Below are 13,655 nucleotides of genomic sequence, written 5' to 3'. Positions count from 1 at the left end.
AGCCGCGGCTGCCCTCCGTCACGCCATTGTGCGCCGCCCGCGTCAGAGCCCGCGCAGCTCGCGAATCCGTTCCGCCAGCGCCCGGGTCGAGCCATCCTTGGCCGCCCCATCCGCCTTGCCCTCCAGCACCGGAGCGAGCGCCAGCGCCAGCTCCTTGCCCAGCTCCACCCCCCATTGGTCGAAGCTGTTGATGCCAAGGATCACGCCCTCGACAAACACGCGGTGCTCATAAAGCGCAATCAACCCGCCCAGCGTTTCCGGCGTGAGCTGATCGAAGAGAAGCGTGGTCGAGGGGCGGTTGCCGGGAAAGACGCGGTGGCGCGCCTGCCGCTCCAGCTCTGCCCCCTCAAGCCCCTTCTTGCGCATGATCGCCGTCGCCTCTTCAAGCGCGCGACCGCGCAAAAGCGCTTCCGACTGCGCAAGGCAATTGGCGACGAGAAGAAGGTGCTGGTGCTCAAGATCAGGCTCCAGCCCGCGCGCGGTGACGATGAACTCGCAAGGCACGACGCGGGTGCCCTGATGGATGAGCTGGTAAAAGGCATGCTGGCCATTGGTGCCGGGCTCGCCCCAGACCACCGGGCCCGAATGGTAGGGCAGATCGGCGCCATCCATGCTCACGCGCTTGCCATTGCTCTCCATCTCAAGCTGTTGCAGGTAAGCCGGAAGCCGCGCAAGCCGTTGTTCATAGGGCAAAACCGCGCGCGTGGCATGGCCGAGCACCTGATTGTGCCACAGCCCCACCAGCGCAAGCAACACCGGCAGGTTCGCGCTGAAGGGCGCGCTGAGGAAATGCGCATCCATCGCCGCGGCCCCGGCCTGAAAGCGGGCAAACGCCTCCGGGCCAATGCCGATCATCAGGCTCAGCCCGATCGGCGACCAGACGGAATAGCGCCCGCCGACCCAGTCCTCAAAACCGAACACCCGCTCGGGCGGAATGCCGAAAGCGGCGGTCTTGTCGACGGCGGAAGAGATCGCGGCAAATTGCGTGGCCGGGTTTTTCACCACGTCCGCCATCCAGACCCGCGCGGTCTCGGCATTGGTCATCGTTTCGATGGTGGTGAAGGTTTTCGAGGCCACAATCACCAGCGTCGTTTCCGGGTTCAGCGGGGCCAGCGTGTCGTGGATATGGGCGCCATCGACATTCGAGACAAAATGGAGCTGCGGCCCGTTGGCAAAAGCGGTGCAGGCAAGTGCGGCCATCGCCGGGCCGAGATCCGAGCCGCCAATACCGATATTGACGACATCGGTGATCGCGCCGCCCTGCCCGCGATAACGCCCCTCGCGCAGCGCATTGGCAAATTCGGCCATCCGCGCGAGCGTGGCGCGCAGCGGCGGCATCACATCGTGACCATCGACAAGGATCGACTCGGCGGGGCTGCGCCACGCGGTATGCAGCACGGCGCGGTTCTCGGTCTCGTTGATCTTCTGGCCCGAGAACATCGCCGCGCGCCGCTCTGCCACGCCCGCCTGATCGGCCAGCGCGAGCAACAGCCCCATGCCCGCAGCGTCGATATTCGTTTTTGAGTAGTCAAAGAGAAACGGCCCCGCCTCGGCGGCAAAATCGCGCGCGCGCTCGGGGTCAGCGGCGAAAAGATCGAGGATATGCCGGTCCTTGACGGTCTCGGCATGGGCAAGCAGCGGAGCAAAACGGTTCATCATGGGGCCCAATGGATCGTTGCATGTGAAAGGACGGTCCGCACCGGGGCCTCGATCTCGGGAAGCGTCCCGGCGCGTTCAAGTGCTGTCCGCTTTTGTGCCCCGGTGATCAGCAAATGGCAATGCATCGCTTCGCGCAACACCGGCGCCGAAAGGGTGATGCGCGGCTCGCCCGCGGCCGCAGCGCGCATTGCCAGCACCGGGGGCGCATCATTGGCCAGCGCCTCTTCGAGCCGATCGGCGCCGGGGAAGAGGGAGGCGGTGTGCATGTCCTCGCCCATGCCGAGCAACACCACAGTAAGCGGCAGAACCTCTTGAACCGCTTCAGAAATCTCTGCCATCCGATCCTCCGGGCGGGGCGCGGGAAGATAGAGCGGCACGAGCGTCGCCGCCGCCGCGCGGCCCTTGAGCAGATGGCGGCGCAGCAGCGCCGTGTTCGAGCGCGGCGAGGTTTCATCAACCCAGCGCTCGTCATTGAGGAGCACATTGACGCGCCCCCAATCGAGCTCCAGTTCGGAGAGCAGCTCGAACACCGGCGCCGGCGTGGTTCCCCCCGGCACACACAGCGTCACCCGCTCGGCGCGCTCAAGCGCACGGCGCAACTGGCTTGCGATCTGGTCGGCGAGCGCGATCATCATCAGCTCGCGGTCGGGGTAGTCCACGAGGTTCATTCGCGAATCTCCCGCCAGCGCCGCCCGTCGCGGTGCATCAGCATCAGCGCATCCTCCGGCCCCGAGGAGCCCGCATCATAGGGACGGGGCTTGTCGCCGCGCGCCTCCCATCCGGCGATGATCGGATCTGTCCAGGCCCAGGCCGCCTCCACCTCATCGCCGCGCATGAACAGCGTCTGGTTGCCCCGGATCACATCCATGATCAGCCGCTCATAGGCATCGGGAATATCGGCCCCCTCCTCGCCCAGCGCCTCGGCAAAAGACATGTCGAGCGGCACCTGCACAAGCCGCATGCCGCCCGGCCCCGGCTCCTTGATCATCACCTTGAGGTTCATCCCCTCATCGGGCTGCAGCCGGATCACCAGCACATTCTCGCGCCAGCTCGACTCGTCTTCGTCAAAGATCGAATGCGGCGGCGCCTTGAAGGTGATGGCAATCTCCGAAGCCCGCCCCCGCAGCCGCTTGCCGGTGCGCAGGTAAAACGGCGTGCCCTGCCAGCGCCAGTTCGCCACCTGCACCTTGAGCGCGATATAGCTCTCGGTGCGGCTCTCGGGGTTTTCGCTGTCTTCAAGGTAGCCGGGCTGCGCGGCGCGCGCCGCCGAGGCCTTCACCCCCGCATATTGTCCGCGCACGATATCGGCCGCAGGAATGGGCTGCAACGCACGGATAACCTTGACTTTTTCATCCCGCACCGCATCCGGGTCGAAGTGATAGGGCGGCTCCATCGCAATCAGGCACAGAAGCTGCATCAGGTGGTTTTGCACCATGTCGCGCATCGCACCGGATTTGTCATAATAGGCGCCGCGCCCGCCCACGCCGACGGTCTCGGCCACGGTGATCTGCACGTGGTCGATGTATTGCGCATTCCAGAGCGGCTCGAACAGGATGTTGGCAAAGCGCACCGCCATCAGGTTTTGCACCGTCTCCTTGCCGAGGTAATGGTCGATCCGGTAGATCTGGCTTTCCTCGAAATGCGCGGCCAGCGTGGCATTGAGCGCCTTGGCCGAGGCGAGATCGCGCCCGAAGGGCTTTTCCACCACGATCCGGGCGTCATCGCGTGCAATGTCATGCGCCTTGAGGCGCTCGGCCAGCGGGCCAAAAAGCATCGGCGCCACCGAGAAATAGAAGGCATTCACCCGGCCGGGGGTGATCTTGTCGCGCAAAGCGTCCCACCCGGCCTCGCCGGTCGCATCGACGGAGACATAATCGAGGCAATCGAGGAAGGCCGCGATATTGCCCGGATCACGCTTGGCCGCATCGACGAATTCTTCGATCGCGGCGCGCACCTGCGTGCGAAACCCCTCGGCATCCATCTCCGAACGCGCGGCGCCGATGATGCGCGCGCCTTGCGGCATCTGGCCGGATATGAAGCGGCGGTAGAGGCCGGGCAGGATCTTGCGCTGGGCAAGATCGCCCGTTGCGCCAAAGATCACGAGATCGAACAGGTCCACCGGAATAACACGCGACACCATGGGGCTGGCTCCGATTCTAGGCACGACTGGCCCCTCCTCACGGTTGGCGCCAGCTGTTAGCGGTAACAACACCCAAGTTTTACCGTGGCGCTCGGCGCAAGTCTAGCCCGGCCCGGGGCGATCTCAAAGCGCTTTGACGCATGGTCAAGCGGCAGTGATGCGCGCTCAAAGGGCCTCGATCGCCTTGGCGAGCCGGTAAAGGCGCGCGCGTTTGAGAAGCGCACGGAGTGGCTGCGGCTGGCCGGAGAGCCTTTCGGCCTGCGCCCGCACCGTTTCCACCGCCCGCACCACCGCCTCGGGCGCATCGGCCAGAAGGGCGAGCAGGAAGGCATCGACATCGAGCCGGGCGAGCCCCTCGGCGGCGAGCGTGGCGCGCGGGAAATCGGCGCGGTTTTGCGTCACGATCGCATCGGCGCCCCCCGCGATGGCGGCGGCAAGCACATGGATGTCGTTCTCGTCGGGCAGGTGGAGGCGTGCCTCAAGCCCGGCGCGCACCGGCACGACAGCGCGTGGAAAGCGCGCCTTGAGGCGCGCGATTTCACCGCGCGCAACCGCCTCATCCCCCGCCGAAAGCCGCGCCGCGGCGCGCGCCCATTCCTCCAAGATCCGCTCGGACCAGAGCGGCACATAGAGCCCCGCCTCCGCGCAGCCGATCAGGATCTCGCGCATCACCGTGGGGTAGAGCACGCAGGCGTCAAGAAGCGCCTTTCGCGGGGCGGCACGCATCAATCGAGCCGGAAGAAGAGCGATTTCAGATAGCCCGATTCGGCGAGTTGCGGCAGCATCGGGTGATCCGCCCCGGCAAAACCGGTGTGCAAAAGCTGCGCGCGCCGCCCGCCGCGGCCCAAGCCCCGCGCGGAAGCATTGCGGAACTGGGTGAGGTCCGCCGCATGCGAGCAGGAGCAAAGCACGATATAGCCCCCCGGCGCGACGAGCGGCGCGGCGAGCCGGGCCACACGCTCATAGGCGCGCAGCCCCGCCTCCAGCGCGGGCTTGGCGGGCGCAAAAGCGGGCGGATCGCAGATCACGAGGTCGAATTGCGCGCCCTCGGCCCCCAGCGCCTCAAGGGTCGCGAAGGCATCGCCCTGACGGGTGGCAAACCGCGCGCCCTGCCCCATCGCCTCGGCGCCCTGTTGCGCCAGATCGAGGGCTGCGGCGGAGGCATCGACCGCAAGCGCGTGCTCTGCGCCGCCCGCAAGGCACGCCAGCGCGAACCCGCCGACATGGGAGAAGACATCGAGCACGCGCGCGCCTTTGGCCAGCCGCGCGGCAAAGGCATGGTTGGGGCGCTGATCATAGAACAGCCCGGTCTTCTGGCCGCCCATCAGATCGGCCATATAGGTCGCGCCATTCATCGAAACCGGAACCGGCGCCTCGATCTTGCCGTGCAGAACAAGGGTTTCCTCGGGCAGCCCCTCCAGACCACGGGCGCGGCCCGAACCGTTCTTGATCACCGTTTCCACGCCGGTGACAGCACTCAGCGCCGCGGCGATCTCGGCGATCATCGTCTCCGCCCAGGCGGCGTTGGGCTGCACCACGGCCACCGCGCCGAACCGGTCGATGATCACCCCGGGCAGGCCATCGGCCTCGGCATGGACGAGCCGGTAAAACGGCGCCTCAAAGAGCCGTTCGCGCAGCTCCAGCGCACGGGTGAGCCGCGCCGCGATCCAGCCCCGGTCGATCACCGCCTCGGCATCCCGGTCGAGCACCCGCGCGATGATTTTGGAATTCGGGTTCACCGTCACGGTGGCCAGCGGGCGGCGCTCAGCATCCTCCAGCGTGGCGATCACGCCGGGCACAAGCGCTTGCGTGCGCCGGTCGGTGACCAGCTCATCGGCATAGACCCAGGGAAAGCCATGGCGGATCGCGCGCGCCTCCGCCTTCGGGCGCAGCCGCACCACGGGACGGGTCTTTGCTTCAACATCGGACATGATCGGGCCTATCGCAAAAGGGGCGTTGCCGCCTCCTCTAGCCCGAGTTGCGCCGCGGCGAAAGCCCGCTGGCACAGGCACGGGCAAATCGCGCTGGACCTTGCCCGGCATTGGGCGCATCACGGACGCAAGGTCAGGGACGCCTCCGGGCTTGATTGGTTAGCGCTAACGACCTAAGTTGATCTGAAGCCGGTGCAGAACCGGCGCGATGTGCGCTCCGATGTCCTGCCCTGTTTCGCGCGCCGCTCCCGGCGCGCCAAAACCATGCCGGTCGGGCCCGCCCGGCCGTTCAGCCTGCCGGAGACTGCGATGACAAACCCCGCCCCGCCCCGCCTGCCGCCGCTCGATGCCACGATTGCGCGGGTGACCGAGCGGATCCGCGCCCGCTCCGGGCCGCGGCGGGAAGATTATCTTGCCCGGATTCGCGCCGCCGCCCATGCGGGCCCGGCGCGCGCGCATCTCAGTTGCGGCAATCAGGCCCATGCCTATGCGGCGATGGGGGCGGACAAGAGCGATCTTGCCGCGGCGCGGGCGCCCAACATTGGCATCGTCACCGCCTATAATGACATGCTCTCGGCCCATGCGCCCTATGGCGCCTACCCGGACCAGATCAAGGAAGCGCTGCGCGCCGTGGGCGCCACGGCGCAGGTCGCGGGCGGCGTGCCCGCGATGTGCGATGGCGTCACCCAGGGCCAGCCCGGCATGGAGTTGAGCCTCTTTTCGCGCGATGTGATCGCGCTCGCGGCGGGCGTGGCGCTGAGCCACAACACCTTTGATGCCGCGCTCTACCTTGGTGTGTGTGACAAGATCGTGCCGGGGCTGATCATGGCGGCGGCGACCTTCGGGCATATTCCGGCGGTGTTCCTGCCTGCCGGGCCGATGCCCAGCGGCATCCCGAATGACGAGAAAGCCAAGGTGCGCCAGCAATATGCCACCGGCGAAGTGGGGCGCGACCGGCTGATGCAGGCGGAGATGGCCTCCTACCATGCGCCGGGCACCTGCACCTTTTACGGCACCGCGAACACCAACCAGATGCTGATGGAATTCATGGGGCTGCACCTGCCGGGCGCGAGTTTCGTGAGCCCCGGCACCGATCTGCGCAGCGCGCTCACCGTGGCGGGTGCGCGCCGCGCCGCCGAGATCACCCGGCTCGGCAATGACTTCCGCGCGGCGGGCGAAATTCTGGACGAGCGCGCTTTTGTCAACGGGCTTGTCGGGCTGATGGCGACGGGCGGTTCGACCAATCTTGTGCTGCATCTGCCAGCAATGGCGCGCGCGGCGGGGATCGAGCTGGACCTTGAAGACTTTGACGAGATCTCGGGCGTGGTGCCGCTGATGGCAAAGGTTTACCCGAACGGGCTCGCCGATGTGAATGCCTTCCACGCTGCGGGGGGGCTGCAATTCCTGCTTCGGCATCTGCTCGGCGCGGGGCTCTTGCATGGCGATGCGCAAACGGTCTGGGGCAGCGGTCTTTCAAGCTATACCCAGGAGCCCAAGCTGATCGAGGGCGCGCTCACCTGGGTCGAGGGGCCGGAAACGAGCCTCAATGACAAGATCCTGCGCCCCGCCGCCACGCCCTTCGCCCCCACGGGCGGGCTCAAACAGCTTGAGGGCAACCTTGGCCGCGGCGTGATCAAGGTCTCTGCCGTTGCCCCCGAGCGCCATGTGATCGAGGCGCCCGCACGGATCTTCCACGATCAGGAGGCGGTGAAAGAGGCGTTCAAGCGCGGCGAATTCACCACCGATACGGTTGTGGTGGTGCGCTTTCAGGGGCCGCAGGCAAATGGCATGCCGGAACTGCACTCCCTCACCCCCACGCTGTCGGTGCTGCAAGAGCGCGGCCTCAAGGTGGCGCTGGTCACCGATGGCCGGATGTCGGGCGCCTCGGGCAAGGTGCCTGCGGCGATCCATGTCTCGCCCGAGGCCAATGCCGAAGGGCCGCTTGCGCGGCTTATGGATGGCGACATCGTCCGGCTTGATGCCGTGGCGGGGCGGCTTGACTGCCTCACCGAGGGCTTTGCGAGCCGCGCGCCGGTCAAGGCGGATCTGAGCGGCAATGCCGAAGGGCTCGGACGCGAGCTTTTTGCCGCGTTCCGCCGCAATGTGGGCGCCGCGCCCGAGGGCGCCTCGGTCGTGGTGTAAGGGCCGCCCAAGCGGGGCAATGCGCCCTCTTTCGCCCGCCGACGTTTTACGTCTTTATGACAGCAAATGCCGTGCCGTCCGGCCCGGCCCCCTCGATCGTGCCTTCCGGGGCCGATACCATCTCTGACAGGAGGCTCAGATGACCCCCGCCGACCAATCCGCGACTGCCCGCGAAATTTGCGCCATGGCGCCGATCGTGCCCGTGATCGTGGTCAATGACACGGCCCATGCCGAACCGCTTGCCCGCGCGCTGGTGGCGGGCGGGCTTCGCGCGCTGGAGGTGACGCTGCGCACCCCCTGTGCGCTCGACGCAATCCGCGCCATGGTCGATGTCGAGGGCGGCGTTGTCGGGGCGGGCACGCTGATCACCCCCGCCGATGTGAAGGCGGCAAAAGCCGCGGGGGCGAAATTCGGCGTCGCGCCCGGCTTTTCCGAAAAGCTCGTGAAGGCCTGCGAAGATGAGGGCCTGCCGCTTTTGCCCGGCGCCGTCACCGCCTCGGAGATCATGCAGGCGCTCGAATGGGGCTATGACATGCTGAAGTTCTTCCCCGCCGCCAATGCCGGCGGCCCGGCCGCGCTGAAAGCCCTTGGCGGGCCGCTGCCGCAGGTGAGCTTTTGCCCGACGGGCGGGGTCAGCCTGCAAAATGCCCGCGATTACCTGAGCTTGCCGAATGTGCTTTGTGCGGGCGGCTCGTGGGTTGCGCCCGCGGGCATGATGAATGCGGGCAACTGGACCGGGATCGAGGCGCTTGCCGCCGAAGCCGCGGCGCTTTCCCGCGCGAAGGCCTGAGCCCTCAGGCAGAGACCCGTCCGGCGCGGCCCCCGCGCCGGCTCGGCGCTTCGGTCGCGCGCGTCAGCCCCTCGGCAAGCACGAGGCTCATCGGATGCGCCGGATCGGTGCTGTAGTGCTCCATCGCAAAGCGCATCGCCGCGCGCTGATCGGTGCCCGCACCGAGGCTCAGCGCCCAGTCGAGAAAGATCGAGCGGCATTCGGCATCCGAAATCCCCTCGATCCGGTAGCTTTCGCGGATCAGCCCCTTCGGGTCGGCCTCACGCAGATCCATCTGTCTCACCCTTTGCTTGCAGCGCCGCCTCAACGATCTGCGCCACCTCGGATGTGGTGCGCAACAGCCGTTCGGCAAGCGCCTCGAAACTTTCTTCGCCCGCCTCGCGCAACAAAAACGCCCGCCCGCCCTCGCCCAGCGCTTCCAGATCGAGCGGGCCCTCGGTCAAAAGCCGCCCCCCCGCCTGCAGCCGCCACAAGAACCGATAGGCCGAGGCGAGCACCTCTCCCTCTGCCTTGCTGACATAACCCTTGCGAGGGCCGATGCGGAGTTGCGCCTCGACCCGGCGGGCCGGATCGCCGGCGCGCAGCGCAAAGCTTTGCGCCAGAAGCTCCAGATCCTGCAACCGGCCGGGGCCGATCTTCGCCTCCCAGCAGCCATCGGGCGCCTTTGCGGCAAAGATCCGCGCCCGCATCTCGGCGAGATCGGGCATCACCCGGGCCTCTGCGCCCTTGGCCGCAAGCACCGTGCGGCGCACCTCCTCGACATCGGCGCCGAGGGTTGTCTCCCCCGCCAGCACCCGCGCCCGCGTGAGCGCCAGATGCTCCCAGGTCCAGGCCTCTTCCATCTGATAGGACCGGAAGCTCTCAAGCGAGACCGCGACCGGCCCCTGCCGCCCCGAGGGGCGCAGCCGCATGTCGACCTCATAAAGCCGCCCCTCCGGCATCGGCGCGCTCAGCGCGGTGATGAACGCCTGCGTGAGGCGCGCAAAATAGGGCCGCGTCGCCAAAGGCTTGGGGCCATCGGAATGCTCCGCGCCCTGCGCATCATAGATCATGATCAGATCAAGATCGGAGGCGGCGTTGAGCCGCTCGGCGCCAAGGCTGCCCATGCCAAGCACCACCGCGCCGCGCCCCGGCGGCGGGCCGTGCTTGCGGGCGAATTCCGCCACCACCTCGGGCCAGACCGCCGCCACCGCCGCCCCGGCAATATCGGCATACTGGCGCGCAGCCTCTGCCGCATCGGCAAGCCCGCGCAGATGGTGCACGCCCGCGCGAAACCGCATTTCCTTGGCCCAACGCCTTGCTGCGTCGAGCTTTTTTTCGTAATCCGCCTGCGCCATGAGGGCCTCGCGCAGGCTCTTTTCCAGCGCGTCACGGCCCGGCCAAGCCGCGAAGAAAGAGCCCCCCAGCACCGCATCGAGCACGCCCGCATTGCGGCTCAGATGCGCGGCAAGGCCCGGCGCAGTGGCGCAAATATCAACGATCAACTCGATCAGCTGCGGGTTCGCCTCAAAGAGCGAGAAGAGCTGCACCCCCGCGGGCAGACGGGCCAGAAAGCCGTCGAACTGGCGCAGCGCCTCCTCGGGGTTGGCGGCGCGCTGCATCCGGCGCAGGATCTCGGGCTCGATGCGGCGAAAGATCGTGCAGGCGCGCTCCGAGCGCAGCGCCGGATAGGCGCGCCAGCCCTCGACAAGCGCCTGCGCCGCCTCGCTCAGATCCGGGCGGGCGCCGTCTTCCGGCCCCGGCGCGAAAAAGGCGCCGGTCAGCGCCTCGACCTCTTCGAGCCGCGCCTTCAGGCGCGCGCTCCATGCCGCCAGATCGCTCTCCCCCATCAGATAGGCGATGCGCCGCAACCCCTCTTCCGTGGTGGGCAGGATCTGGGTCTGGGCATCGTTGACCATCTGGATGCGGTGCTCGATCTCGCGGTGGTCGCGGTAATGATCGGAGAGCGCGCGCGCCACATCGACCGGCACCCAACCCTTGACGGCCAGTTTCGCGAGCCCGCCCACGGTGGTGCGGTCCCGCAGATCCTTGTCACGCCCGCCCGCAATAAGCTGCCGGGTCTGGGTGAAAAACTCGATCTCGCGGATGCCGCCGGCGCCCAGCTTGAGATTGTGGCCGGGCACGTCGATGCGCCCGCCAAGGCGCTTGTGCGCGCGGATCCGCAGCCGCATGTCATGGGCATCCTCGATCGCCGCAAAGTCGAGATGGCGGCGCCAGACGAAGGGCGTCAGCGTTGCCAAAAAGCGCGCCCCCGCCGCGAGATCGCCGCCGCAGGGGCGCGCCTTGATATAGGCCGCACGCTCCCATGTGCGGCCCTCCGCCTCGTAATATTGCTCTGCCGCGCCCATCGACATGCAGACCGGCGTGACCGAGGCATCCGGGCGCAGCCGCAGATCGGTGCGAAACACATAGCCCTCGGCGGTGTTGTCGGAGATCAGCGCCGTCATCTTGCGGGTGACGCGGATGAAAGTCGCGCGCGCCTCGGCGCGGTCCTCCGGCGCGAACTGGGTTTCGTCAAAAAGGCAGATCAGGTCGATGTCGGAGGAATAGTTGAGCTCCCCCGCCCCCATCTTGCCCATCGCCAGCGCCACCATGCCGCCTGCCCGCGCGGCATCCTCGGGGCCCTTGCCGGGCAGTTTGCCGCGGCGGATCTCCTCGCCCACAAGCGCGCGCAGTGAAAGCGTCACGGCGGTATCGGCGAGCATGGTGAGCGCCCATGTCACCCGCTCAAGCCCCCAGACACCGCCCAGATCACACAGCGCGGCCAGCACCGCAACCCGGCGCTTGGCGCGGCGCAACTCCCCCCCGAGCTGGTCGAGCGGGACCGTGTCGAGCCGGGCGATCTCTGTGCCGAGGAGCAAAAGCGAATCGTCGTCCAGCGCCCGATGCAGCCACGCCGCCTCACGCTCGAGCAGCCCCGCCAGATAGGGCGAGGAGCCCGCCGTCCCGGCGATCAGCGCGCGCAGCTCGGGCGGAAAATCCCCATAGCGCGCGGCCACATCGGCGCCACGCGCGGGGTCAAGGGCAAGAGGGTGCCGGGTCACGCCGGAAACAATACTCATGGCGCCACATTAGCCCGCCTTTGCAGCCCGTCAATCGTCGGTTGACAGGCGGCGCCCGCGCCCGCGCGTCAGCCCGAGAGCGGCCCCCGCAAGGGCCCGGATTTCAGCCCGAAACCGGGGGCTTGCGCCTTGACGGCAGGGCGCGCGAGTGCTCAGGTGGCGGGCACTGGAGTATCACCCGGTGGATCCCGGCGCGGCCGCGCACCGGCCCGCCCGCCTTCCCCGACCGGCGCCCGTCCGGCCCGGAAGCCCGGCCGGACCAGCGCCGCCCGGGCGATCCGCCCCCTGCCGAAGGCCGTCCCGATGACCAAGCTCCCCCCCTCCGAGCGCATGATCCTTGCGATCGACGAGGGCACCACCAATTCCAAGGCCGTGCTCTTTGACGCTGCGGGGCGGGTGCGCGCAAGCGGCGCGGGGCCGGTGCCGATCCGCCACCCCGCGCCGGGCTGGGTGGAGCAAGATGCGCAGGCGATCTGGGCGGCAACGCTTGAGGCGATATCCGCCTGCGTGGCCGGGGCGCCCGGCGCCGAGATCGCCGCGATCGGGATCTCCAACCAGCGCGAATCGATCCTGATCTGGGACCGTGCCACGGGGGCGCCGCTCGGCCCCGTCGTCACCTGGCAATGCCGCCGCTCCGCCGCCGCCTGCGCGGCGCTGCGCGCGGCCGGGCACGAGGCCGAGGTGATTGCCCGCACCGGCCTGCCGCTCGATCCGATGTTCCCCGCCACCAAGCTCGCCTGGCTTCTGGAGACCCATGCACAAGGCCGCGCGGCAGACACGATCTGCGCAGGCACCGTCGATGCCTGGCTGATCTGGCAGCTCACCGGCGGCGCGGTGCATGCGACCGATGCCTCGAACGCGTCGCGCACTCAGCTTTTCAACCTCGCCGAGGGGCGCTGGGACGAGACGCTTTGCGCACTTTTCGGCATCGCCCCGGCAGTGCTGCCCAAAGTGCACGACAGCGCCCATGTCTTTGGCGTGACCAAGGGCGTTGCGGGCCTGCCCGACGGCATTCCCGTTGCCGCGGCGATCGGCGACAGCCATGCCGCGCTCTTCGGCCACGGCGCCACCCGGCCCGGCGACGGCAAGGTGACCTTCGGCACCGGCTCCTCGATCATGACCACCGTGCCCGCCTTTGTCGCCCCTCCGAAGGGGCTCACCACCACCATCGCCTGGAAGATCGGCGGGCGCATCACCTATGCCTTCGAGGGCAATATCCTCGTTTCCGCCTCGATCCTGCCCTGGACGGCGGATCTGCTCGGGCTTGGCGCGGTCGATGACCTCGTGGCCCTTGCCGAAACCGTGGACAGCGCGCTCGGTGTTGCGCTTGTGCCCGCGCATGTGGGGCTTGGGGCGCCGCATTGGGATGCCACGGCGCGCGGGCTGATCTCGGGGCTGAGCTTCGGGTCGGGCCGTGCCCATGTGGCGCGCGCCGCGCTCGACAGCCTCGCGTTTCAGGTCGCCGATGTGTTCGAGATCGTGCGCGCGGGCTCCGATCACCCGATCGGGCGGCTCTTCGTCGATGGCGGGCCGAGCCGGAACCGCAAGCTGATGGCGCGCGTGGCCGATATTCTCGACCAGCCGGTGACAACCTCGGAAAGCACCGATGCCTCGGCGCGGGGCGCGGCCTATCTGGCGGGGCTGGCGATCGGCTTCTGGCCCGATGCCGAGACGGTGGCCGGGCTTGAGCCGCATGATCCGCCGCTGATCCCGACGATGCCGCAAGATACCCGCGCGGAACTCAGCGCGCATTGGAAAGATGCCCTGGCGCGCACGCTCCTGCCCACCGCGATCTGAGCCCCCGAGCGCCCCCGCCTCTTGCATGGCGCGCCCGCGCCATGTATCAGGGCGGCCAGCGCGGGTGTTGTGTAATGGTAAGACCCTAGCCTTCCAAGCTAGAGATACGGGTTCGATTCCCGTCACCCGCTCCA

10 protein-coding genes and 1 tRNA gene are annotated in these 13,655 nt (G+C 68.1%); 4 read left to right on the top strand and 7 right to left on the bottom strand.

Annotated elements, in window-relative coordinates:
- Nucleotides 1-42 precede the first annotated feature (42 nt).
- The 5 genes from pgi to ACFSM0_RS08585 all read right to left on the bottom strand — a co-directional run bounded on the left by pgi (nucleotide 43) and on the right by ACFSM0_RS08585 (nucleotide 5,730).
- On the bottom strand, nucleotides 43-1,659 hold the full coding sequence (gene pgi, locus ACFSM0_RS08605) for a glucose-6-phosphate isomerase (protein ID WP_377389325.1): 1,617 nt from the start codon (nucleotides 1,657-1,659) through the stop codon (nucleotides 43-45).
- On the bottom strand, nucleotides 1,656-2,327 hold the full coding sequence (gene pgl, locus ACFSM0_RS08600; protein WP_377389321.1) for a 6-phosphogluconolactonase: 672 nt from the start codon (nucleotides 2,325-2,327) through the stop codon (nucleotides 1,656-1,658). The genes pgi and pgl overlap by 4 nt, the downstream gene beginning before the upstream one ends.
- The gene (gene zwf / locus ACFSM0_RS08595) at nucleotides 2,324-3,799 is read right to left on the bottom strand and encodes a glucose-6-phosphate dehydrogenase (RefSeq protein ID WP_377389318.1); all 1,476 of its coding nucleotides are present in this window, start codon (nucleotides 3,797-3,799) and stop codon (nucleotides 2,324-2,326) included. The genes pgl and zwf overlap by 4 nt, the downstream gene beginning before the upstream one ends.
- Nucleotides 3,800-3,964: 165 nt before the next feature.
- On the bottom strand, nucleotides 3,965-4,525 hold the full coding sequence (locus ACFSM0_RS08590; protein WP_377389316.1) for an RSP_2648 family PIN domain-containing protein: 561 nt from the start codon (nucleotides 4,523-4,525) through the stop codon (nucleotides 3,965-3,967).
- Complete coding sequence (locus ACFSM0_RS08585) at nucleotides 4,525-5,730, bottom strand: RSP_2647 family RNA methyltransferase (RefSeq protein ID WP_377389314.1); 1,206 nt, start codon at nucleotides 5,728-5,730, stop codon at nucleotides 4,525-4,527. The genes ACFSM0_RS08590 and ACFSM0_RS08585 overlap by 1 nt, the downstream gene beginning before the upstream one ends.
- Before the next feature lie 309 nt (nucleotides 5,731-6,039).
- Here ACFSM0_RS08585 and edd point away from each other — a divergent pair, with 309 nt between their 5' ends.
- Together edd and eda are read left to right on the top strand one after the other, a co-directional pair.
- Nucleotides 6,040-7,872 (top strand): phosphogluconate dehydratase, encoded by a 1,833-nt coding sequence (gene edd / locus ACFSM0_RS08580; RefSeq protein WP_377389311.1) that lies wholly within the window; start codon nucleotides 6,040-6,042, stop codon nucleotides 7,870-7,872.
- 139 nt (nucleotides 7,873-8,011) lie between these two features.
- Nucleotides 8,012-8,662, top strand: coding sequence for a bifunctional 4-hydroxy-2-oxoglutarate aldolase/2-dehydro-3-deoxy-phosphogluconate aldolase (gene eda / locus ACFSM0_RS08575; RefSeq protein ID WP_377389309.1), 651 nt, complete (start codon nucleotides 8,012-8,014; stop codon nucleotides 8,660-8,662).
- 4 nt (nucleotides 8,663-8,666) lie between these two features.
- Here the strand turns inward: eda and ACFSM0_RS08570 are convergent, their stop codons facing one another.
- Together ACFSM0_RS08570 and ACFSM0_RS08565 are read right to left on the bottom strand one after the other, a co-directional pair.
- Nucleotides 8,667-8,936 (bottom strand): hypothetical protein, encoded by a 270-nt coding sequence (locus ACFSM0_RS08570; RefSeq protein WP_377389307.1) that lies wholly within the window; start codon nucleotides 8,934-8,936, stop codon nucleotides 8,667-8,669.
- The gene (locus ACFSM0_RS08565) at nucleotides 8,923-11,724 is read right to left on the bottom strand and encodes a [protein-PII] uridylyltransferase family protein (protein ID WP_377389304.1); all 2,802 of its coding nucleotides are present in this window, start codon (nucleotides 11,722-11,724) and stop codon (nucleotides 8,923-8,925) included. The genes ACFSM0_RS08570 and ACFSM0_RS08565 overlap by 14 nt, the downstream gene beginning before the upstream one ends.
- Nucleotides 11,725-12,027: 303 nt before the next feature.
- Between ACFSM0_RS08565 and ACFSM0_RS08560 the strand changes: the two genes are divergently transcribed.
- Nucleotides 12,028-13,521 (top strand): FGGY family carbohydrate kinase, encoded by a 1,494-nt coding sequence (locus ACFSM0_RS08560; protein ID WP_377389301.1) that lies wholly within the window; start codon nucleotides 12,028-12,030, stop codon nucleotides 13,519-13,521.
- 60 nt (nucleotides 13,522-13,581) lie between these two features.
- Nucleotides 13,582-13,655: transfer RNA gene (locus ACFSM0_RS08555), tRNA-Gly, on the top strand.

It is taken from the genome of Rhodobacter lacus (genome assembly GCF_042683065.1).
Classification (GTDB): Bacteria; Pseudomonadota; Alphaproteobacteria; order Rhodobacterales; family Rhodobacteraceae; genus Rhodobacter; species Rhodobacter lacus.
The sequence above is the reverse complement of the archived record's forward strand: the minus strand, read 5'-3'. Positions and strand labels throughout refer to the sequence as shown.